This window comes from Acidaminococcus sp. AM05-11 (assembly GCF_003472805.1).
In the GTDB taxonomy this organism is placed as follows: domain Bacteria; phylum Bacillota; class Negativicutes; order Acidaminococcales; family Acidaminococcaceae; genus Acidaminococcus; species Acidaminococcus hominis.
Map to the genome: position 1 here is coordinate 45,268 of NZ_QRMX01000011.1, position 23,850 is coordinate 69,117.

General features: G+C 54.0%; 17 protein-coding genes. All 17 read right to left on the bottom strand.

Annotation, left to right across the window (positions count from 1 at the left end):
* Nucleotides 1-51 precede the first annotated feature (51 nt).
* On the bottom strand, nt 52-3,825 hold the full coding sequence (locus DW089_RS07100; RefSeq protein ID WP_105325396.1) for a phosphoribosylformylglycinamidine synthase: 3,774 nt from the start codon (nt 3,823-3,825) through the stop codon (nt 52-54).
* A gap of 18 nt (nt 3,826-3,843) precedes the next feature.
* A complete protein-coding gene (gene eis, locus DW089_RS07105; protein ID WP_105325395.1) occupies nt 3,844-5,025 on the bottom strand; it encodes an enhanced intracellular survival protein Eis in 1,182 nt (393 codons plus the stop codon).
* A gap of 22 nt (nt 5,026-5,047) precedes the next feature.
* Entirely contained in the window at nt 5,048-5,947 is a 900-nt protein-coding gene (locus tag DW089_RS07110) for a DUF2156 domain-containing protein (protein ID WP_231086309.1), read from the bottom strand.
* 88 nt (nt 5,948-6,035) lie between these two features.
* Complete coding sequence (locus DW089_RS07115; protein ID WP_118286985.1) at nt 6,036-6,644, bottom strand: histidine phosphatase family protein; 609 nt, start codon at nt 6,642-6,644, stop codon at nt 6,036-6,038.
* A 58-nt stretch (nt 6,645-6,702) separates the two neighbouring features.
* Nucleotides 6,703-7,260: an elongation factor P gene (gene efp / locus DW089_RS07120; protein ID WP_105325393.1), complete on the bottom strand. Its 558-nt coding sequence runs from the start codon at nt 7,258-7,260 to the stop codon at nt 6,703-6,705.
* A 35-nt stretch (nt 7,261-7,295) separates the two neighbouring features.
* A complete protein-coding gene (locus DW089_RS07125; protein ID WP_105325392.1) occupies nt 7,296-8,345 on the bottom strand; it encodes an aminopeptidase P family protein in 1,050 nt (349 codons plus the stop codon).
* Nucleotides 8,346-8,451: 106 nt separating this feature from the next.
* Entirely contained in the window at nt 8,452-9,684 is a 1,233-nt protein-coding gene (locus DW089_RS07130) for a U32 family peptidase (RefSeq protein WP_105325391.1), read from the bottom strand.
* Nucleotides 9,681-10,697 carry an endolytic transglycosylase MltG gene (mltG, locus tag DW089_RS07135; RefSeq protein WP_105325390.1) on the bottom strand — a complete coding sequence of 339 codons (1,017 nt, stop codon included), beginning with the start codon at nt 10,695-10,697 and terminating at the stop codon, nt 9,681-9,683. Before mltG ends, DW089_RS07130 begins: the two co-directional genes overlap by 4 nt.
* 16 nt (nt 10,698-10,713) lie before the next feature.
* Nucleotides 10,714-11,028, bottom strand: a complete 315-nt coding sequence (locus tag DW089_RS07140; protein ID WP_118286986.1) for a DUF1292 domain-containing protein — start codon at nt 11,026-11,028, stop codon at nt 10,714-10,716.
* Nucleotide 11,029: 1 nt separating this feature from the next.
* On the bottom strand, nt 11,030-11,449 hold the full coding sequence (ruvX, locus tag DW089_RS07145) for a Holliday junction resolvase RuvX (protein ID WP_105325388.1): 420 nt from the start codon (nt 11,447-11,449) through the stop codon (nt 11,030-11,032).
* Nucleotides 11,446-11,709, bottom strand: a complete 264-nt coding sequence (locus DW089_RS07150) for an IreB family regulatory phosphoprotein (protein WP_105325387.1) — start codon at nt 11,707-11,709, stop codon at nt 11,446-11,448. Before DW089_RS07150 ends, ruvX begins: the two co-directional genes overlap by 4 nt.
* 161 nt (nt 11,710-11,870) lie before the next feature.
* Nucleotides 11,871-12,401 (bottom strand): TetR-like C-terminal domain-containing protein, encoded by a 531-nt coding sequence (locus tag DW089_RS07155; RefSeq protein WP_105325386.1) that lies wholly within the window; start codon nt 12,399-12,401, stop codon nt 11,871-11,873.
* A gap of 13 nt (nt 12,402-12,414) precedes the next feature.
* The gene (gene alaS / locus DW089_RS07160) at nt 12,415-15,042 is read right to left on the bottom strand and encodes an alanine--tRNA ligase (RefSeq protein ID WP_105325385.1); all 2,628 of its coding nucleotides are present in this window, start codon (nt 15,040-15,042) and stop codon (nt 12,415-12,417) included.
* A 334-nt stretch (nt 15,043-15,376) separates the two neighbouring features.
* On the bottom strand, nt 15,377-16,564 hold the full coding sequence (locus DW089_RS07165) for a pyridoxal phosphate-dependent aminotransferase (protein ID WP_105325384.1): 1,188 nt from the start codon (nt 16,562-16,564) through the stop codon (nt 15,377-15,379).
* A gap of 1,456 nt (nt 16,565-18,020) precedes the next feature.
* Nucleotides 18,021-19,574, bottom strand: coding sequence for a YfcC family protein (locus DW089_RS07175; protein WP_105325383.1), 1,554 nt, complete (start codon nt 19,572-19,574; stop codon nt 18,021-18,023).
* Nucleotides 19,575-19,609: 35 nt separating this feature from the next.
* On the bottom strand, nt 19,610-20,959 hold the full coding sequence (locus tag DW089_RS07180) for a Sapep family Mn(2+)-dependent dipeptidase (RefSeq protein ID WP_105325382.1): 1,350 nt from the start codon (nt 20,957-20,959) through the stop codon (nt 19,610-19,612).
* Between the two features lie 1,670 nt (nt 20,960-22,629).
* The gene (locus DW089_RS07185) at nt 22,630-23,640 is read right to left on the bottom strand and encodes a hypothetical protein (RefSeq protein ID WP_199614659.1); all 1,011 of its coding nucleotides are present in this window, start codon (nt 23,638-23,640) and stop codon (nt 22,630-22,632) included.
* Nucleotides 23,641-23,850 lie beyond the last annotated feature (210 nt).

Sequence of the window (23,850 nt, forward strand, 5' to 3'; positions counted from 1 at the left end):
AAAGGGAGTGCGGCACCTGCTACACTCCCCCTTTGCTCATATAGTGATTCCTTATTTAAAGTATTGCACGCCAGCCAGGAAAATCGGCTGAACCTTATTGCCATAGATGTTCTTCATCAGGCCGTCAGTGTAGCGTTCGGTATGACCCATCTTGCCCAAAATGCGGCCGTCAGGGCTGGTAATGCTTTCAATGGCGTACATAGAACCGTTGGGGTTGTACGGGCTTTCCATGGTGGGCTCGCCCTTTAGGTTCACGTACTGGGTGCCAATCTGGCCGTTCTTGGCCAGGGCCTTGATTTCTTCCTCGGTAGCCACAAACCGGCCTTCCCCGTGGGAAATGGCAATGGTGAAGGTATCCCCCGGTTCCGTCAGGGACAGCCAAGGAGATTTGTTGGAAACAACCTTGGTCTGGACCATCCGGGAAATGTGGCGGCCAATGGTGTTAAAGGTCAGGGTAGGAGAAGTTTCCGTCATGGGCACAATCTTGCCGTAGGGAACCAGGCCCAGTTTGATCAGGGCTTGGAAGCCGTTGCAGATACCCAGAATCAGGCCATCCCGTTCTTCCAGCAGCTGGTTTACAGCTTCCGTCAGAATGGGGTTCCGGAATACGGTGGCAATGAACTTGCCGGAGCCGTCCGGTTCGTCACTGGCGGAGAAACCGCCGGGCAGGGCCAGGATTTGGGCCTGGGCCATGCGTTTCGCCATTTCTTCCACGGATTCCTTGATGGCTTCCGGAGTCAGGTTACGCAGCACGAAAATGTCTGCCTCAGCCCCAGCTGCTTCAAAAGCGGCAGCCGTATCGTATTCGCAGTTCAGGCCCGGGAATACAGGGATGAATACCCGGGGTTTGGCCACATTGTAGGGAGCGGTCAAAGGCAGGTCGTTGGCATAGGGAGCCAGCCGGACAATTTCCTTGCCGGAATCCTTCACCACAGAGGGGAATACACTTTCCAAAGTGTGGGTGTAGGCTTTCTTGATGTCTTCCAGGGAGATATCCGTGCCGTTGACAGCCACCTTGCCGTCATCAGTCAGGGTACCCAGTACCAGGAAGTCATTGCCGGCAAATACCTTGTCAGCGTCAGCGCCGTCTTCCAGTTCTACCAGGAAGCCGCCGGGCTGCAAGGTGAACAGGCATTCTTCATGGACAAAGGGTTTCACGAATTCGAAGCCCAAACCGTTGCCCAGGCACATGGAGGAAATACCGGCTGCTACGCCGCCTTCCTTCACTACGCCGGCGGTGATGATGCGCTTGCCCAGGATGCCCTTATGCACGTTGGCAAGCAGGGTCCGCAGGGCAGCATAATCCACCACTTCGTGTTCGTCGCAGGGAACGGGGATGAACACCACCGTATGGCCGGCCTTCTTAAATTCGTTGGAAATAGTATCCCGGCCGTCCATAACCCCTACTGCAAAGCAGATCAGGGAAGGCGGAACTTCCAGGTCCATAAAGGTACCGGACATGCTGTCCTTGCCGCCGATAGCCGGCAGTTCCAGTTCGCAGCAGGCTTCGTAGGCACCCAAGAGGGCACTGAAGGGACGGCCCCAGGTATGTTCGGTATGCAGTTTGGGGAAGTATTCCTGCATGGAAAGCCGCAGCTTGGCAGGGTCAGCACCCAGGGCTGCAGCCCGGCAGACTGCTTCCACCACGGCGTACATGGCGCCATGGTACGGGCTCCAGCAGGCCACGTTGGGGTTATAGCCGGCAGCCATCACGGAGGTGGCAGTGGTCTTGCCCCCCAGCACCGGCAGACGGGCTGCCATGCCTTCGGTAGGAGTCAGCTGGTTCTTGCCGCCATAGGGCATCAGCACGGAGCCCCGGCCGATGGAGCCGTCAAACCGTTCGCCCAGGCCTTCCTGACTGCACACGTTCAGCCGGTCCAGGTTGGCCAGCCAGGCTTCCTTGATATCCTTGCCTTCTACCACAGCAGGCGGATTGTTAAAGGGAGAAGTTTCTTCCACCCCATCTACAATGACATTATGTTTTTGGGGAATGCCGTTGGTGTCCAGGAAAGCCCGGGACAGGTCAACAATCTTTTCCCCTCTCCAGTACATAACCAACCGGGGATCTTCAGCCACTTCAGCTACCACCGTGGCTTCCAGATTTTCCACGTCAGCAGCATGGAGGAATTTGTCCAGGTCCTTGGCAGCAATAACCACAGCCATTCTTTCCTGGGATTCGGAAATAGCCAGTTCGGTGCCGTCCAGGCCTTCATACTTCTTGGGCACCTTGTCCAGGTTGATGACCAGGCCAGGAGCCAGTTCGCCAATGGCTACGGATACACCGCCGGCGCCAAAGTCGTTGCAGCGCTTGATCAGGCGGGTTACTTCCGGATTGCGGAACAGCCGCTGGATTTTCCGTTCGTTAGGCGCATTGCCCTTTTGGACCTCTGCCCCGCATTCGCTCAGGGAAGCAGTGGTATGTTCCTTGGAGGAGCCAGTAGCGCCGCCCATGCCGTCACGGCCGGTACGGCCGCCCAGCAGGACAATCAGGTCGCCGGCAGCCGGTCTTTCCCGGACTACCGCATCCCGGGGAGCAGCACCAATTACGGCGCCCACTTCCATGCGCTTGGCCACGAATTTTTCATGGTAATATTCTTCTACAGAACCGGTGGCCAGACCAATCTGGTTGCCGTAGGAGCTGTAGCCGGCAGCTGCGCCCAGGGTAATCTTTCTTTGGGGCAGTTTGCCTTTCAGGGTCTTTTCATAAGGAGTGCGGGGGTCGCCGGAACCGGTGACACGCATGGCCTGATATACATAGCTGCGGCCGCTCAAAGGATCGCGGATGGCGCCGCCCAGACAGGTGGCAGCACCGCCGAAGGGTTCGATTTCGGTGGGATGGTTGTGGGTTTCGTTCTTGAACATCACCAGCCAGTCTTCCTTCTTGCCGTCCACTTCAATGGGGACCACAATACTGCAGGCGTTGATTTCTTCCGAAGCGTCCAGGTCGGCCAGTTTGCCTTCCTTCTTCAGCTTCTTGGCAGCCAGGCAGGCCATATCCATCAGCGTAATGGGCCGCTTGGTGTCTTCCCCGTACACAAAGGCACGGTCTTTTTTGTACAGTTCAAAGGCTTTGGCTACCGTTTCGGTGTACACCCCGTCGGTGATTTCCACATTCTCCAGCTTGGTTTCGAAGGTGGTATGACGGCAGTGGTCGGACCAATAGGTATCCAGCACCTTGATTTCCGTAATGGAGGGATCCCGGTTTTCCTTTTGGAAGTAGGTTTGGATGTAGGCCAGGTCTTCAAAGCTCATGGCCAGTTCCTGCTTCTTCAGAAAATCTGCCAGAGCTTCCTGGCTCATTTCCCTAAAGCCCGTGAGAATGGCTACAGAAGCCGGTTTTTCCCAGGTCATATCCAGGGTTTCCGGTTTTTCAATGGCAGCTTCCTGGGCTTCCACCGGGTTGATGCAGTAATGTTTGATTTTCTCCACATCGGCTTCGGTCAGGTCCCCTTCCAGCAGGAACACTTTGGCAGCGGCCACAATGGGACGGGTGCCTTGGGTAATCAGCTGGATGCACTGGGCAGCGAAATCTTCCCGCTGGTCGTATTGGCCGGGGAGCAGTTCCTGGGCAAAGCTGTGGACGCCTTCCGGAATTTCCAGGGTTTCGTCACAGACCGTGTCCACCGGAGCTTCGCTGAGCACCAGGGATTTGGCAGCCTGGTAGTCCGCATCGCTGAGACCTTCCAGGTCGTACCGGTTGATGACCCGGAGACCGGTCAGGTTCTTCAGGCCCAAGGTTTGCTGCAGGTCAGCCAAAAGGCCTTCTGCTTCAACAGCGTAGTCTTTTTTCTTTTCTACAAAAATTCTTCTGATTTGTTCGCTCATGACAGTCTCCAGTCTCCCTTAAAAGTACTCGTTTATGAAATTGTTCTGCTGTGGGAATAATTTGGCTAGTGTATCCTCAGCGGAAGCATCAGCAGCAAAAAGCATACCTGCCTGGAGCAGGGTTTGGACAGAATAGGTACCAAAGAACAGCTGGGTAAAGGTTCCCACGTCCATCAGCACGTTGGGCTCCTCCACCGTATTCAGCAGCTGCACCCCCTGGGGCGTAAGCTGCACCTTGACCAGCAAGGTATTGAGAGCAATCTGTTCGTCCTTCAGGCCCAGGATGAACTCCCGGCCTTCCAGTTCCTTGGGAACGCTTAGCTTTTTCAGGATGGCGGCAGCATCAATCACCCGCCCCATCATAAAGGGTGCCAGCTTGGGGGCCAGGCTCTGGTCCGGCAGCGTCAGATAGGTCAGGTCGTCACCGGGCGCCAGATACTCCAGCTCCTGGTACGTTCCGGCAAGACCCTTAAAATACTGCAGAAGCCGCAGCTTGGCCGGCGGGTCGATGGCCAGGGCCTCCAGTACCTTCACCGTGGTCCCTTCCCGGCTGTACAGGGCGTAGCCCCGGGGCGTGCCGTTTTCCCGGACCACCACCGTTTCCACGTTTTCCTGGGCCGCCGTAATAAGGAAGTTCTGCCAGTTCTGGGACGACCGCAGCACGTAGCCGTGGTAGCTTTCCATAGTCTTGGCATACACCGGTGCCAGGAGCGGTTCCGCCCCCAGGGTGTCCACCCGCTCCGCCGTAAAGCTGGGAAGCAAGGTCCGGGCAGGTTCAAGCCCTGCTAGCGGCAACTTGTATTCCTTGCGCAGATGGGTGTATTGGAACCCATAGGGCTGGTAGATGCCGGCGTAAATGGGCATCAGGATTACAAAGGGCACCTTCAGGGCCCGGAGCATGGTAAAGGCCGTGTCCATCAGCTGGCCCATCACATGATTGCCCCGAAAGGCCGGTTCTGTAGCCACCCCTACAATGTAGGGCACCTTCCAGGCCCGGTCCCGGACCAGCAGTTCGTAGGGATTCAGGTGGAGCATGGTAACCAGTTTGTCCTGGTCAAAGCCGCCCAAAATCCGGTTCTGCTTCAAACAGTACTGGGAAAAGTACCATTCATAGAAAGGTGTTCCCTTCTTTTCAAAGCAAAAATCCCAAAGAGACGCCGCCTGGGGCAGAGTCTCCTGATTCAGCAAGCGAAAGTCCATAATTGCCCCTCTTTTACAACGATTACAGCACTTTGGTAGAGTACTTTTTCACCATAAATTCCGGTTTATAGGATTCTTTGGCCTTGCGCAGGCCTTCCTTGCCCATATCCTCTTCCCGGTTGATGTAGGTCACGTCTTTCCATTCATGATCCACAAATTCCTTGTTGATGGCCGTAAACAGGCCCCGGATATCGGCGTCCGCCTTTTCCACATGGATGACAGCCGTATCCTGGCCGCCTTTTTCCCCAAAGGAGAAAGCTTTGACCTGCCCATCCAGACGGATCAGCCCGCCCCGAATGTTCAGTCTTTCCATGTTGTTCAGGCCTTCTTCAATGGCACAGGATTCACAGGCAATGGACGGGTCGGTTTTCTCCCGCTCCGCGCACCAGGCCTTGCCAAAAGCAATGCATTCGTCCTTGTTGGCTTCCGTAATGGTCTCATAGACATAATCCGGATGTTCCTTCACAAAGGCGTTGTAATGGTTCTTCTTTTGATGGTATTTCCGGCCGGACAGGGTAGCCAGTTTTTCCTGGAGATACACATAATCCCAGTTATCCCGGTCTTCCACAAAGCCCGTCAGTTCTGGCAGGTACTTTTGGAACCGTTCCAGGGTATGTTCGTAAACCCCGTGGATTTCAAAGGGGCCGCCGAAGTATTCCTTCAGAGCATCCAGTACCTTGGGCAGATCTTCACTGACCCCGCCAAAAGGCGGCAGCATGAATGTATTGCCGTTTACCGTTACCTTCAGCAGCAGGCAGCCATGGGAAATGGCCCAGTACGTATCGTAGCACCCCCGCCAGATGAAGATGGAACCGAAACAGCATTCGGAAGCATGGTAATCCTCTTCCGAAAAATAATCATCGAATATCGGTTTATCCTCTATATTTATATGCTTAAATTCTAAAATAGAAATCTCTCCCAACTTATATTTGTACAGATAAAGATATTATAGCAAAAATGCCGTAAAGGGGCAAAGGGCAAACCCAAGCATTTTAGATACGAATATTCCCTTATAAAAAGCCTAAAGCATTCATGGTTTCTACCCGGTAGCCAAACTCCTGGGTGTAGACCACTTTGCAGGACGCCGTGTTGTCCAGGGACAGCCGCCACATGGCATCAATGGGCATACTGAGAATCCGGCACAGGAGCAGACGAATCAGCGCCCCGTGGCAGACCACCAGACAGTTCTTGTCTTCCTCCAGGTCCCGGGTAATCTGTGTTAGTGCCGCCCAGCCCCGCTCCTGGGAAGCCTCCAGGGTTTCCGGTGCCTCCACATCGGCCTTGGTGGGCGTGATAAAGATGCATTCCAAAAGTTCCGGTTCCTCCCGGCGCAGCTGGCAGAAGGTAAGCCCTTCCCACCGGCCAAAGGAAATTTCCCGTAGTCCCGGCAGGATTACCGGCTCCATTCCCCTAGCCCTGGCCAAAGGGGCCGCCGTTTCCTGGGTGCGGATGAGATCCGAAACGTAGATGGTTTCCAACGGCACCCGGGAAGCCCGGAGCACCAGGCCTTCTGCCTGCTTGTGGCCGGCGGCGTCCAAAGGATTGTTGTTCCAGCCCTGGAGCACCCCCTGCCGGTTGGCTTCGGTTTCGCCATGACGCACCAAATAAATCGTTTTCATAGGAATTCCTCAAATGGTAAAAAAAACGAGCCCAAGTCGCAGGCTCGTTTTCTGATTTTTATGCTCTTTCAATGTATTCACCGCTGCGGGTATCAATTCTCAGCACATCGCCTTCATTGATGAACAGGGGAACCTTAACCACATAGCCGGTATCCATTTTGGCGTTCTTGCTGCCGCCAGTAGCGGTATCGCCTTTGATGCCCGGTTCGGTTTCTACTACGGTCAGTTCTACGGTGTTGGGCAGTTCAACGCCCAGGACGCGATCCTTGAAAGTAATAACCTTAACATCCATATTTTCTTTCAGGAAGTTCAAGGCATTGCCCAGCTGATCCTTGTTCAGTTCCAGCTGTTCGTAGGTTTCGTTGTCCATGAAAACGTAGTTCTCATCAGCTTGGTACAGGTATTGCATTTCTTTCCGTTCAACCACGGCGTTTTGCAGACGTTCAGCAGCGTTGAAGGTCCGCTCAACCACAGCGCCGGTGCACAGGTTGCGCATTTTAGCCCGTACGAAAGCAGCGCCTTTACCCGGTTTTACATGCTGGAATTCAACGACCTGCCATGCATCGCCGTCAATTTCAACAGTTACGCCAGTTTTAAAATCGTTAGTAGAAATCATAAGTACAACCTCCAAAAATTTTCGTTTATAGTATTTTAAAGTTCTAACAGATCTTTGCGAACGGAAGTGAGAGGTTCACAGCCGTTCTCGGTTACCAGTACGGTATCCTCAATGCGTACGCCGCCTTTATCCGGCAGGTAGATGCCCGGCTCATCGGTAACGATGGCATTCACCGGCAGCGGTTCCAAATTGGACTTGTTCAGTACCGGTTTCTCGTGGATATCCAGGCCTACACCATGGCCCAGGCCGTGGCCAAAATACTGCCCATAGCCCTTTTCCGTAATGTAGTCCCGCACCGTCTGGTCAACGCTGGCACCGGTAAGACCGGGCCGCAGCACCTTTTCACCCAGGAGCTGGGCTTCCAGGACGATGTTATAGATTTCCTTTTGCCAGGGAGCTGCCTTGCCCATGACCACCGTGCGGGTGATATCGGAGCAGTAGCCCTCATAGATGCAGCCAAAGTCGAAGGTGACAAAATCTCCTGTTTCCACCAGCTTGCTGGACGCTACCCCATGGGGCAGTGCGCTCCGTTTGCCTGAAGCCACAATGGTGTCAAAAGAAGTTTTTGCAGCCCCCAGTTTCCGCATGTTGTATTCCAGCTCTGCAGCCAGGTCACATTCGGCCCGACCCACTTTGATATGGGGCAAAAGCTGCATAAAGGCTTCATCGGAAATGGCAATGGCCTTACGGATGATTTTCAGTTCTTCCGGAGTTTTTACGGCACGCAGGCCTACCAGGTTCACGCTTTTCCAGGTGACCTCCGGCAGTGCCTTGGCCAGCTCCTGCTGCTGGGTGTAGGAGAAGTAATCCCCGTCCAGGGCCAGGCAGCCCTTCTGTACCAGCTTGGCCGCTTCCGGCCAGAAGCCATGCTTGTGCTCCATAATTTCACATTCCGGAGCCTGCTGGCTGGCTTGCAGCGTATAGCGGGAATCCGTAATCAGTACCTGACGCTTACCGTCCACATAGAGAAGGCTTTCACCGCCGGTAAAGCCGGTAAAGTACCGGATGGAGGAATCTCCCTTGATAAAAATGCCCGTTACCTGCTGCTGTTCCAGAAAGGAACGTAATTTTTCCAGTGCGCTCATTCTATCGTCTCCCTGTCAAAAGATAGTTGTAGTTGTTATAGACAAGTCTGACCAATCTATTTTACTCTTAAAAGCCCGGTAAAATCAAGTATTTCTCCGAGAGTTCTTAGTTTTTTTCCTTGAGCCGCCGAACCAGGGACCAGGGTTCCATCCGGGAATCCCCTTTGGCAGTGTAAATCATCTGGGCGTGGGGAGCTGCCGTAATGGGTTCTCCCTGGTCGTTTTGCATTTCCGTTACCGTCCAGGCAAAGATTTCCCCGTCCGGATTCAGGATTTCCAAACGCTCTCCTTCCTTCACATGGTTCCGCTGTTCAATAGTCACCCGGCCCGTTTCCGGGTCATAGCCCTGAATGAGGCCCACAAAATCTGCAGTCTGTTCATAGGAAGACGTGCTGTATACCTGGTCTTCCGGTCCCGGCTGCCCCAGGGCAAAGCCCGTGGTGTAGGGCCGGTGGGACATTTTCTCCAGTTCCTGCCGCCAGGCTTCCTGCACCTGATAATGCTCCGGGTCTGCGTAGCAGGCGTCAATGGCCTTCCGGTAGACGCTGACCACCGAGGCCACGTAGTGGATGCTCTTCATCCGGCCTTCAATCTTCAGGCTCCGGACCCCGGCCGCCATAAGCTCCGGCAGGTGGTCAATGAGGCACAGGTCCTTGGAATTCATAATGTAGGTACCCCGCTCATCTTCCGCAATGTCAAAAGCCTGTCCCGGCCGGTTCTTTTCCACCAGGCTGAATTCCCAGCGGCACACCTGGGCACAGGCCCCCCGGTTGCTGTCCCGGCCGGTAAAGTAGTTGCTCAACAGGCAGCGGCCGGAATGGGAAATGCACATGGCGCCGTGCACAAACACTTCCAGGTCCGCCTTGACGTTCTGGTGGATTTGGGCAATTTCCGGAATGGACAATTCCCGGGCCAGAACCACCCGATCCGCCCCCAGGTCTTCCCAGGCCTTGGCGGCGGCAGAGTTGGTGACGTTGGCCTGGGTGCTGACGTGGAGCTCCACCTTGCTTTGGTCCACGGTTTTCCGGGCAATGGCCCAGACCCCCAGGTCGGAAATCAGAAGGCCGTCCACCTGGGCGTCCTCCAGGTCCTTCAGGTACTGGGGCAGCCCCGGCAGGTCCTCATCGTGGGGCACGATGTTCACGGTGACGTACACCTTCCGCCCCAGCTTGTGGGCGAAGGCCGTCATTTCCCGGATTTCCTCCAAAGAAAAATTGGCCGCGAATGCTCGCAGGCCAAAGGCTTTACCGCCCAGATAGATGGCATCTGCCCCGTAGAGCAATGCTATTTTTCCTTTTTCCAGGCTCCCGGCAGGAGCCAATAATTCTGGTTTACTCACTGTGCTGCTTCTCCATTAATCTTCTTGATCATTTCCAAATGTTCCTCATAAGTCCGAGTGAAATGATGGTGACCCTGCTTATCCGCCACAAAGTACAGATAATCGGTCTTCACCGGATGGAGCACCGCCTCAATGGCTTCCAGGCTGGGATTGGCAATGGGTCCCGGCGGCAGTCCCTTATGAAGATAGGTGTTATAAGGGGATTCGATTTTCAGGTCCTCAAAGGTGATTTCCTTCTTTTGGGACCCCAGAATATATTGGATGGTGGTGTCGGACTGGATGGGCATCCCCATCTGGAGGCGCTTCAGGAATACCCCGGCAATCAGGGGCATCTCTTCCTTGAAGGTGGCTTCCTCCTCCACCATGGCCGCCAGGTTCACAATGCTCCGCAGCGGCATCTTGCTGTTTTTGATGTCTTCCCGTACTTCCGGCGTCAGCTCCTTGTTGAATTCCCGGACCATCATGGTGAGGATATCCTTTTCGCTGGCGTTTTCCGGCAGGTAGTAGGTGGACGGACATACAAAGCCCTCCGCCTTGTAGACTACATCGGGGTTGTTGGTCTCCATATATTCATAGGGGGTGTAATTCTTGGCAGCGGCCTTAAAGGCGTCTGCACTGCCCAGATGCTCTTCCTGGAGTTTGGCGGCAATCTGGTTGATGGTGGTTGCTTCCGGAACGGTGAATTTGTTGTAGCGGACTTTCCCTTTGGACAGGATCTCAATGATTTCCTTATCCGACATCCCAGCCACCACTTCGTAGTTGCCGGCCTGCAAGTGACTGTCCAGTCCACGGAACTTGGCCGCCAGGCGGAAAGATTCCGGGGTATTGATCAGCCGCAGCTTATGGAGCATGGTGGCGATTTCCGAAGTGGTCATTCCCTGGGTTACGGTAAACTGCACCTTCTGCCCCGTAGCCAAGGCGGCGTTATTGTTGAAATAGTTGAAATACCAATACACGCCAAAAAGGGAAGCCAATAGAAGCGCCGCCACAATCGGCACAAATTTCTTAAACATCCGGATCAGTTCCTTTTTATTCTTTTTCCAGGTCGTCCATCATCTGGTTATAGGCTTCCGCCACCAGGTCGAACTCTTCATCGGTGGGATCCAGGTAGGTCGGATCGCCGTTTTCGTCAAATTCAATGCGGGCGATGATGCAGTTGTCTTCCGCTTCTTCCTCGTCCTCGCTGTTTTCGTCTTCAGGAATCTGGGTCAGAATGGCAAAGTTCTTGTTGTTTACCGGAATCACCATTTCCTCAAGGTAATAGGTTTCGTTGCCTTCCTCATCGGTAATGACAACAATGGGTTCCTGGTCTTCCGTGTCGATTAAATCCCGCTTGTCTTCCATGTTACAGCCTCCTTTGGCTATCCAGATAATTTTGCAGTATCACTACCGCGGCCATCATATCAATGATTTTCTTGCGTTTTTTTCTCTGGAGATCAGCCTGAATCAATACTTTTTCAGCTGCCACTGTAGAAAGGCGCTCATCCCATAAGGTTACGGGAAGGCTGGGAAACCGTTCTTTCAGTATCTCGGCAAAAGCTTCGCTGGCTTTGGCCCGCTCTCCTACTGTACCGTTCATATTTTTGGGGTAGCCCAGTACAAACGCCCCCACGTCTTCCGCCTGTACCAGCTCGGCCAGACGTTCTAAATCTTTTTCCAGGCTCCGTCGGTGGATGGTTTCAATCCCCCGGGCAATGAAGCCCGTTTCATCACTGACTGCTACGCCAATGGTTTTTGTTCCCAGGTCCAACCCCATGATCCTCATTTGCCGGTTTGTTCCTGCAAATAGGCCTGGAGCAGGGCTTCAATCAATTCATACCGTTCAAACCGGCGAATCTTCAGCCGGGCATCCTTGTAGCTGGTCACATAGGCAGGATCCCCGCTGAGCAGGTAGCCGGCCAGCTGGTCAATGGGATTGTAGCCCTTTTCCTTTAAGGCAGCCGCCACCTCCAGAATGGTTTCCGCCACGGACTTGGACTCCGGAACCGGTTTAAACATAGTAGTTTCTTGCGTTGTTTGAGACATTGTTAATCCCTCCTCAGGTTTTGCGTGCAGCATGCAGGTAGCAAAACGGGAGTGTCACCAAAAAGCAACACTCCGTCTTACCCGCAGGCAGCGGCAGCTGGTACAAATTCTCCCCGGCCGCCCGCTGCTTCCTGCACCTGCGGGGGCAAAACTCCCCGTTCTTAATAGAAATATTGACTGATACAAAGTGGAATGGATTCCTGGAACAATACCAGCATGACTTCGATAGGCACCTTCATGCCTTCCATAACCCACCGCATGGTAATTTCCTCGCCGCCGACAACCACCATTTCCACGGCGAATTGGATATGGGGATTATCCAGATCTGCCCCGGCCTTGCGCAGCATCATGTTGTAAGCATCCCGCACAAAGCGCCGATTGGTGACCCGGATGGCTTCCACATCCTTGCTTTTATACAAATTCTGGAGAAACTTCAAATGCAGATCATACACCAAAAATTTCCGGTACAAAGCTTCGGACCAGCAGCTGGCACCCAGGATTTCCTTCCCGTGCAGGGACAGGATGTGAAGATATTCCCAGTGGGCCAATTCAACGTTGGAGTGGAAATACTTTTCGAACTCCGCTTCGCTTACACCAGCTTTTTGGAGGATTTCCTCCCGGGTAATCTTGTCCAATTCCTTTTCTTCCAAAAGATCATGAATGGCATTACCCAATTTGACTTTTGAATCCATATCCAGCACCTTCTTAGTGAATCAGTTCTTCAACCAGTCCCCAGGCCTTGTCCAGTGCTTCCTGTACTTTGGAAGCATCCTTGCCGCCGGCTTGGGCCATATCCGGACGGCCGCCGCCGTTGCCGCCCATAACCTGGGCAACCCCTTTGGCGATTTTGCCAGCATGGACGCCCTTCTTCACGGCATCCTTGGTAGCCATAACCAGCACGTTGACCTTGTCGGCCGCTACCGGAGCAGCCAGGACCACAACGCCGCCAACCTTATCCCGGAGGGTATCCCCCATTTGACGCAGGCTGTCCACGTCCTGGGTCTTAACTTCCTGTACCAGCACCGGCACACCCTTTACGTCCTTGGCAGAAGCCGTTACGTTTTCAGCAGCCGCAGCCACCATCTTCCGTTCCAGCTCTTCGCCCTTGTGCTTCTCTGCCTTCAGTTCATCCTGAAGGGCTTCAATCCGGCTGACCAGGGTATTGGGTCTAGCCTTCACAACAGCAGAAGCATCACCGATTAATTCTTCCATTTCCCGGGTGTAGGCCAAAGCGCCCCGGCCGGTAACAGCTTCGATTCTCCGTACCCCAGCACCCACGCTGGATTCGGACAGAATCTTGAACAGGCCGATATGGGCCGTATTGGAAACGTGTACGCCGCCGCACAGTTCCATGCTGTAGCCCGGTACATTGACTACCCGGACAATGTCGCCATACTTTTCGCCAAACAGGGCCATAGCACCCATTTCCTTGGCTTTCTTCAATTCCTGTTCCGTGATTTCCACATCCACGGCATCCAGAATCTTCTCGTTGACAATATCTTCCACCTGCAGCAGTTCTTCTTCCGTTACAGGAGAGAAGTGGGAGAAGTCAAAACGCAGACGGTCCGGGCCCACATAGCTGCCAGCCTGGTTTACATGGCTGCCCAGCACCTGTTTCAGGGCTGCGTGGAGCAAATGGGTGGCCGTATGGTTCCGGGCAATGTCCGCCCGTCTCTTCAGGTTCACTTCAAAACGGACAGCGTCCCCCAGCTTCAGGGTGCCGTCGGCCACGGTACCAATTTGCACCGTAGTGCCATCCGGCAGTTTCTTGGTGTCGGTTACATCAAAAATGCCTGCATCGGATACCAGCCGGCCGGTATCTCCCAGCTGGCCGCCCCCTTCTGCGTGGAAAGCCGTGTTGTCCAGGATCAGGGCCAGTTCATCGCCCTGTTCACCCTTTTCAATAGGATTGGTATCGTAAGCCGGGAAAATGGCTTTGATAACCCCGTCCTTGCTGTCTTCCTGTACCGTCAGTTTGCCCAGGTCCAGGCCCCGGGTGTTGTACAGCACCGGACGGCCGGCTTTGTCGTTCCGGGCAGAACGGGCTCTTTCCTTCTGTTCCGCCATGGCGGCGTCAAAGCCTTCCTTGTCCATGGTGTAGCCCTGTTCTTCCAGGATTTCTGCCGTCAGTTCCCAGGGGAACCCAAAGGTATCGTACAGCTTAAAGGCATCTGTCCCCTTCAGTACGGTGGAATGCTGGGCTTTCATTTCTGCAATCTTTTCGTTCAGCAGATTGGTGCCCTGTTCCAGGGTTTGCATAAAGGAGCTTTCTTCCATGTCGATGACTTTTTCAATATAGGACTTCTTTTCCCGCAGTTCCGTATAGTGGTCACCGTACATATCGATAACCAGGTCGGCTGCCCCTACCAAGAACTTCTTGGTGATGCCCAGTAGACGGCCGTGACGAATGGCCCGGCGCAGTACCCGGCGCAGCACGTAGCCCCGGCCCTCGTTGGAGGGCAGGATGCCATCGCTGACCATAAAGGTAACGCTTCTGGCATGGTCGGCAATGACCTTCAGGGAAACATCATCCTTGGGATCTGCATTGTAGGTCTTGCCGGACACCTTGCAGGCGTATTCAATAATCGGGAAAATCAGGTCCGTCTCAAAGTTGGACGGTTTGCCCTGCAATACGGAAGCCAGCCGTTCCAGACCAGCACCGGTATCAATATTCTTATGCTGCAGCGGCGTGTAGCTGCCGTCCTCGTTCTTGTTGAACTGGGTAAATACCAGGTTCCACAGTTCCAGGAAACGGCCGCAGTCGCAGTCAGGACCACAATCCGGTCTGCCGCAGCCCCGGTCCGCACCCAGGTCGATATGAATTTCGGAGTCAGGACCGCAGGGGCCGCCAGTGCCGATTTCCCAGAAGTTTTCTTCCAGGCGGACAATCCGTTCATCGGGCACACCCACTACATTATGCCAAATATCATACGCTTCATCATCCTTGGGATAAATGGTAACCCACAGCTTATCAGCCGGCAGTTCCAATTCCTTGGTCAGAAATTCCCAAGCCCAGGGAATCACTTCCTTCTTGAAATAGTCCCCAAAGGAGAAGTTGCCCAGCATTTCAAAATACGTATGGTGCCGAGCCGTATGACCCACGTTTTCAATATCCCCGGTACGCACGCACTTTTGGCAGGTGGTAATCCGCGGAGAAGGCGGTTTCTGCTTGCCCGTAAAGAAAGGCTTAAACGGAGCCATGCCGGCACCAATCAGCAGCAGGGACGGGTCATCGTGAGGAATCAAAGAGGCGCTGGGCAGAACCAGATGCCCCCGGGCCGCAAAAAAGTCCAGATATTTTTGTCGAATTTCGTTACCAGATAAATATTTCATGAAATTTATTCTCTCCCAATCGTCAATACTTTTCAGCTTGCCCGCAATAGACAATGCTGGAGAATGTCAGCTAAGCATTCGTAAATTATATTAAATTTGCAGAATACTGTCAACGAACAGAACCATTGAAGCTCTCCCTTTTATGCGGCTGCAGCCAGGAGTACACAGTTTAGCAAAGGACTCTTGGCTAATGCGAGCCCTGTGTTAGCAGCCTGTGAATCAAGCTCTTTACGTGCAGCTAAACAGCCAGCTGCGAACCACTACAGAATACGGCAAACCGCTCGGGGATACTCGGCACCAGGCCTATAGTTTATTGCCCCTCACAACAAACGGATTACTTCTTATATTCCTCCGCCAGCTTCTTAAACAGCGGCAGGGACTTTTTGATGGTATCGTAGTTAATGCAGTAGCTGGCCCGGAAATACCCAGGGCAGCCAAAGTCCGTGCCCGGTACCAGCAGCAGATCATACTTCTTGGCCCGTTCACAGAAAGCATAGTCGTCTTTTTCCAGACATTTGGGGAACAGATAGAAGGCACCCTGTGGCTTTAACACCGTAAAGCCAGCCTCTTTCAGGCCCTTGTACAGCAGTTCGCCGTTTCTTCTGTAGGGTTCCACATTGGACGGTTTCCCAGCGCAGCGGGCCACCACCAGCTGCCACAGAGAAGGCGCATTCACGTGGGTCATCACCCGGCCAGCCCCGGCAATAGCGCCGTACACCCGGCCAAAATCCGCCACCTTATTGGGCACTACCACATACCCAATCCGTTCGCCCGGCAGGGAGAAGGATTTGCTGTAGGAGTAGCACACCAACGTGTTGTCGTAGTAGTTGGGAATATACGGAACCACCACGTCATCATAAACGATTTCCCGGTACGGTTCATCGGCAATGATGAAAATCGGATGGCCATATTCCTTTTCCTTGGCCGCGAGAATTTGGGCCAGTTTCTTGATGGTCGCTTCCGAATACACCACCCCGCTGGGGTTATTGGGGGAATTGACAATGACCCCTTTGGTGTGAGGCGTTACCGCCTTTTCAAAAGCGTCGAAGTCAATTTGGAAATCCTCGGTTTGTGCCGGGACTACCACCAGCTTGGCACCGGTGGACTCTACAAAGCAGCGATATTCAGGGAAGAAAGGAGCCAGCGCAATGAACTCGTCCCCGTCTTCTGCCAGTGCCTTGAAACAGATGGAAATAGCAGCCGCAGCGCCGCCTACCATAAACAGGTTAGCCCCGGTAAAATCCGTGCCAAACCGTCTGTTGATATCCTTGGCCAGCGTTTCCCGCACTTCCGGGTTGCCGGCAGCCACCGTGTAGCTGTGAATGGCCTGAGGCGGCAGTTCCGTCATAATATCCAGCACCGCCTGCTTGATGTATTCAGGAGCCGGTACATTGGGATTGCCCAAGCTGAAGTCGCAGATATTTTCTTCCCCCACTTCCGCAGCCCGTTTCCGGCCATATTCAAAAATCGTGCGAATCGTGGATTTTTTGGTACCCAATTCATACATTTTCTCAGAAACCATGATAATCCCCCCTTAAAAGTAAAGCCTGCCCAAAGCAGATTACTTTACCTAGACAAAAATTTCACGTTACATTCTATTATAGCACGTCTCCCCCACCCTGACTTAACAAATTTGTGTCATCCTATTGTACCCGCTAGATATAGTGATGCATTTTTTGCATGGATAAACAAAACCACCAGCCCGCACGACCCTTTAAAGGCTCCAACCTTTAGGGGGGAGCTGTCACCGTAGGTGACTGAGCGGGGATACCCTGCACCATCGCCAGGAAGTTCGCTGACCGCACCAATATCAAAGTTACCCAGAGGGCCACCCGTTTTTTTGCGGCCCCCGGCCGCATGCCTTCCACCACCATCAGCAGTCCAAGTGGGGGAAGGTCGGCAATTATTTTCTTAATTGCCTTCATCAAGCGTTGCGTTCGCGTCCAAACAGCGTCACAGCTATTCTAGAAGCTGTTTGGTACACGCGAGCCATGTGATAGCAGTCCAAGAAGCAAGCCCCCAGGGTGAAGGAGGATGGAGCACGGCGAACCACTCAGAAAGCATTCCATTCATCTACTGGTCAAATGACAAAGAGGGTTATTGCACTTCTCTACGTACTATGACTTCTTTTCCTATACTCGTTTCGCACATGACCAGTATGGGCCTAAGACCGGCCCCTTCAAACGTGAAGGGGCTGTCAGCCCGCAGGGATGACTGAGGAAGTTTATAATTCGGCCCCGCACTACACTCCGCCGACCGCACGACCAAAAATCCGGTACCGAGTTTTCTCCAGCTAAAAGTAATTACGTTGGAAACTTTGACCTGGTTGGACTACCTGACGGTCCGCACTAGCCCCAAATGGGGACGGACTTTCCCCTTGGGAAAATGTCGCCCGCAGTGGCGACAAAAGGGTATAACCGAAGTTCATCCTCGGTTTTGCGGCCTCCCGGCCGCCTGCCTTCCCGCACCAACAGCAATCCAAGTGCGGGAAGGTGCCTGACGTTAGGAAGGCGGATGGGACTGACCTCCACTAACAGTCTGCCGACCGCACCAACCCTTAAAGGCTCCTCGCCTCTATGCGGCCGCATCCAAACAGCCCGACAACTTCTGCAAGGGGATGTTTGGTCAATAAGGCCCATGCGATAGCGGCCTGCAAAGCAAGTCCGTCAGGACGCAGCTGCGCAGCGAGCCGCGAACCGCTGGGAGAGCTGTCACCGTAGGATGACTGAGGGAGTTGTATCCATTTCTCAAGGTCTTGGCCGTAGAGAAATGGAATATACGACCCCTGTGATAGCGGCCCGCGAAGTAAGCCTGAAAGGCGCAACTAAGCGGTTTGCCGCGAACCACTGAGTGGATACCCGGCACCACATCACTTCAGGTCCGCTGACCGCACCAACAGCACAACATACAAACTCCTGCCCAGATTCCGTCCAGGCAGGAGTTTGTGTGTTGTGCTTTAATTTTGTATTTCCTTCCCCCTACAGCAGTCCAATCATAGGAGCCACGGACACAATAGCCACGCCGGCCACCAGCATCACAAGGGAAATCTTCAAAATAAAGCCCAACCAGATGTTATAGGGAATCTTGTACAGTTCCAGGGTCCCCATGTTAGTAGCACTGGGATAGAACGAAGACGTGAAGTTCAGCCCAATGGTAAAGCAGGCAATCAGCAGCACCTGGCCGCCAATGGACCCAATGGGCGCCGACTGGAACAGCGCATAGGCCACAGCCCCCAGAATGGGCATGGTAATCCCTGCCACGCCGCTGGTGGACTGCATAAAGAACCCGATGCCCACATAAGCCGCAGTAGCCGCAATGGCAAACGCCCAGGACGGTACTCCGGCCAGAGCGTTCTGAATCCAGTACACGAAGGTCACGGACATGCCAGCCGTCTTGGTACCCATGATGACGGAAATCCCGTTGGCCACCGTCAGTACCAGCACCACGCCCAGCAGGTCGCTGGCGCCGGCCACAAATTCCTTCACAAACCGTTCTTCCGGAATCTTGTTGATGAAGCCCAACAGCAGCGCCCCAAACAGGAACACAAAGGAAAATTCCTCAAAGTACCAATCCCCAAAATGGGTATAATGGCCCAGCCCCAACAGATTGCCCAGCACCGGCACCTTGGCCAGAGAAGTAAAGGGCAGGTTGATGAGCGTCTTCATGTTGCTGCCGTCAGCAAATTTGATGGAATCCCAGGGAATATACCCGCAGACCAAAGCCAGGATAATGACCAGCAAAAGCCCAATGGACCAGGCCTTCTGGCTGGTAAATTCTTCCTCCTTGTGGTCCTCCTCCACCAGCGTATGCACCGGCACCCCGTACACAATGGACTTGGTGGGGTCCGCCTTGACCCGGGCCGCATAGCGCAGCACATACACCGTGCCAATAATATCCAGCACCGCAAAAATCACCAGCCGCAGCACAATGCCACTGCCCAGGGACAGGCTTTCGTTGCCGATGGCCCCTACCGCAGCCCCCAGGGAGAAGGGGTTCACCACGCTGGCCATGTTCCCGGCGGTAGCCCCTACAAACAGCACCGCAATACCGGTAATCACGTCATACCCTGCCAGCACAAACAGAGGCACCACCGCCATGGAGTAGGCAGGAATCTCTTCCCACAGCCCGTACACTGCCCCAAACAGAGCGGAAACAAACATCAGCACCACAATCAGAGCCTTGCCCGTAAACCGCTTCAGCAGCCAGCCAATCCCGGCGTTCATAGCCCCCACATAGTTCAGAATATGCAGGAAGGCGCCGGCCATCAAAATGGCAAAGCCCACCGGAGCCGCCTTCACAAAGCCCCGGGCCGGAGCCATGATCACATCCCACAGGCCCATGGGCTGGAGCCCCTGCCCTGTTACCACCTTGCCCTTGACCATAATGGCGTTAAAAATGATTTCCTTGGTGCCGTCATGGCTGACCACCACGGACTGGGGCACGAACCAGGTCAAAATGGCCGTGATAATCAGGAAAATAAAAACAATGGAATAAGAACTGAGCATTTTTCTTGCTTTCTTCGGTTCAGCCATACAACCGCCTTCTTTCTGTGCATTTTGGGAAAAGATTAGTCCTTATTGAAGTTCACAAAGGTGTGGATATAGATTTTCATGGCCGTCTTAAATTCGTCCACCACCATGTTCTCGTTGGGCTGGTGTTCGCTCTTTTCCACCCCGGGCAAAATCACCCCGTAGGCCACACAGTTGTCCATGGCCCGAGCGTAGGTAGCCCCGCCGCTGCTGATGGGCTGGTTCACCGTATCCCCGGTAGCTTCCACGTAGGACGCCGTGAGCTTTTGGATAATGGGCGAATCCAGGGGCAGATACACCGGCTTCAGCCAATCGTATTCCTCATAGACAAAGCCAAATTCCGCAGCCTTTTTGGTCAGCGCCTCCACAATCTGCTCCTTGGGGCAGGTGACCGGCAGCCGCATATCAATGGACAGAATTTCCTCTTTGTCCGTCAGTTCAATTTTGCCCAGGTTGAATTTCAGTTCCCCAGAAGCCTCATCTTTGACTTCCCCAAAAATCGGTTCCGCAAACTTGTGGCCGTCCAGGCAGTCCTTGACAAAATTTCCCGCCTTGGTAGGATGCCCCATCTTGTCCAGGGCCAGCAGATACCGCTGAATGGCGTTGATGCCCTGCTCCGCATCCTTGGCGTGGATGCTCTTGCCCAAAATGCCGAAGGTTTCCCCTTCGTCCCGGTACTCATAGCCCAGGCAGTCCAGCGCCCCCCGGAGCGCTTCCGAAGCCGGCGCCTGCACATAGGAAGGAACCACGTTAAAGGCATCCCCGGCCTTAAAGGTCAGCCCGCTGGTATTGGGCGCCTTCAGGAAGCATTCCAGTACCCCTTTTTCCGCATAAATCAGCGGGAAAACCGAATCCGGCGTAAACCCAAAGTCCGGCTTCTCCTCCTTAGCCATATACTGCTTGATGCCCCGCCACAGATTTTCCTCGTCCGTGCCGAAAATAAACCGCAGCCGGTAGTTGGGCTTAAAGCCGCAGTCCAGCAGCGCCTTCACCGCATAAATCGCCGTCAGCGTAGGCCCCTTGTCGTCCTGGACGCCCCGGCCGTAGGCCTTCCCGTCCCGGTAGGTTACCGTAAAAGGATCCGACTTCCAGTCGTCCAGCATACCCGGCGGCACCACGTCCAAGTGACCCAGAATCCCAATCAGCTTGTCCCCCTGGCCAATTTCTGCATAGCCATAGTACCCTTCCGGATCCGCATAGGTCTTGTACCCCATCTCCTGCAGCAGCTCCAGCGTCGCCGCCAGCACCTCATGCAGACTGGTTACCTGGGGATACGTATCCTCCTCCAGATAACTGGGAATAGCCACCAATTTTTCCATGGCGGACAAAAAATGCGGAAAATTCTGTTCCATTTTGTCATAGTAGATTTTCTCTTGTTCAGGCGTCATACCTTACCCTCCTTGCAATACCAGAATCCCCGGCGGAGCCATCCGGTGGCCCTTCCACCCCGGGTGTACATTACACCTGTTATTTTACAGGATGTCCGTCCATAAAACAACAACCATACCCCCCTCCGCCGCAAAAATAAATCAGCCAATATGATGACCAAAAACAGCCCCCAGCCCGAAAAGCCCTCAGCACCTCCCCAGTTCCCCTTCCAAGACCAATCCCTTCACAAAACCACCAGCAATGCCCCTAAGCATCCCAAAATGGATATTTGCGTTAACCCCGGCATACCGGACCACCGCCCAACTGCCCCAGCGGGCCAAGCCGCACTACACCCGTTGACTGAGCGGGGATACCCGGCACCAGGTCTATAATGTCGCTTAACATCACCAATAGCAAAGTTGTCCCGCAGCCCCACGGTCAGCACTAGCCCCAGCTAGGGACAAGCTTTCCCCTGCGGGGAAAGAGGCACCACAGGTGCCGATAGAGGAACACTCTCCGTCTTATAACCCTCAACGTTCACGGGGAGGGTGTCGCACAACGTGCGACGGGAAGGGCCGGTGCCACCTGCGCCCGCTTGCGCGCGAGGTCAGGTACTAAATACAATTCGCAATAATAAGATACTTTATTCTGCTTATATACCACCACGTTGTGCTCAGAAAGAATGTTGTTTTAGAAATGTGGTAGTACATATCTGTTGACTTCCATCAAGAGTTGCGGTCGCGTTCAAACGGCGCCACAGGTATTATTAAAGCCGTTTGGCACACGCGAGCCATGTGATAGCTGCCCAGGAATTGAGCCCGTAGGGCGAAAATAATGCGCTCATATCCAATTATCAAGGCTGCAAGCCGCAGAGAATTGGATAATATGAGCCATGTGATAGCGGCCTGCAAAGCGAACTCGCAGGGTGAAGCTGCGCAGCGAGCCGCGAACCACTCTGGCTAGCAGCGAACCACTAGGGAAGTGGCGCCGGTAGGCGTCGAAGAGAGTTCAAAAAATAAGCATCAATATAACTATATTTGTCTTTTTCTTCCAAGTATTGCGGCCCCCCGGCCGCCTGCCTTCCCACACCAACAGTAGTCCAAGTGTGGGAAGGTGCTTCCTTCATCAAGTGTTGCGGTCGCGTCCAAACAGCGCCACAGATATTCTAAAGCTGTTTGGTACACGCGAGCCATGTGATAGCCGTGGTTGGCATGCCTCCTTCAAGCGTTGCGCTCACATCCAAGAGCCAGACAGATTTTCAAATGGCTCTTGGCTAATGTGAGCCATGTGATAGCGGCCTGCAAAGCAAGTCCGTAGGACGTAGCTGCGCAGCGAGCCGCGAACCACTAAGGAGGTGGCAGCCGCTAGGCTGACGGAGAAAGTTTCTAATTGTAAGGACGCTGCTGATTGGAGCACGGCGAACCACTAAAGAGGTGTCACCGGAAGGTGACGATGAGAGTTTCAACGGAAAGATATTACATCAATCATTCGAAATAAAATAGCAAAATTATTATATTATTATCAATGGAGTGATATTGCATTTGCGGCCGCAGGCCGCCTGCCTTCCACTTACCTGTTCGCCACTTGGTGCGAACAGGAGAAGGGGAAGGGTGGCATTGCCGGCGGCAATGCCGGGATGGGGTTCAGCCAAGCTATCTGGAGGGCTCCTACGCCAATAGTCCCTTGACCGCTACAAAGCTCTCGTCACCCCCACTCCATACACAATCCCTCTCTGCTTTCCGACCCAACCAGTCACGTGCACATCAGCGCCCCAGGGGTTCTCCTTGGTACTCCTGCTCTGCCAGCCCAGTTCCACAAAGCCGCTGGAGCCCTTGGTGCTGGGGGAAGGAGTGTTGAAATTCCGATAACTTGCTTTGGCCTCTCCGTCAAACTCATAATCCCAGCCCAGCCCTGCGTAGAAGGCAGAGTGATAGGGCTGATTTTTGGTGTACCGAACGCCCAACCGGGTCCGGTAGGAATTTACAGCAGCAAAATCGTATTGGGCCTGGCCAAGGCTGTTATGGATAGTGGCAGAATCGCTGCCCAGATGGGTCCAGAAGAACTTCCCGTATACATCTACGCTGTTGTCTTTCTGTTTAAACAGTTTTCCAATTCCAGCATGGGCCGCCAGGTACGGTGCATTGCTGTTGTAGGAAGAATGATAGCCTTCCATAATCCCGGCAAAATCCCCGTGCAGCCTGCCGGCCCGGACCATAGCTTCGTAGTGCAGACCATCGGTATTATCCCGGCGCAGCAGCACCCCGCCGCCGATGTAATGCTGCTTCCCGTCCGCCCGGGCGCCATCGTCCAGGTGGCTGGTGTAGTTGCTGGCGCCGTATTCAAAGAAGGGCATCAGGGTATCCGTATGCTTTTCTGCCTCCCAGCGCTTCACAAAGCCCAGGTTGGCCGTAAGACCCTTGGTATCTACGTAGGAACCTGTCTCATTCCGGAGACTAAACCCGCCCAGGGAAACGTAGGGTACATAACTGGCATCGCCGCCGCTGGCATAGGCGGAAACTGCATCAGAATAGGCCGTAGTGGAGGCCGCAGCACCGCCGTTCCACAATAGAGCCGTCCCTGCCGCCCGGGTTTCTGCCAACAGCTTGGTATCTTCAGACAGGGTGGCCACACTGTCCTCTGGAATGTAGAGGGAAAGGGCATTCTCCCCGTCCTTTTTAATATCCACTGTACGGGTTACCATGCCCGGATCAATGACCTTATTTTTCCCCTCCAGCATAGATAGGGAAGCGCCCGCAGTGGTAATGCCTTTGCCGCTATACAGCAGCGTAATAGTTTCCCCGGGCTGCAGCTGTGTGCTTTCTGCCGTTCCTGCCGTAATGGCGGCACCCGTTAAATCCGGCTCATCACGGAAAATTGGGGGATACGAAATCTAAGACAGAATTTAAAAACT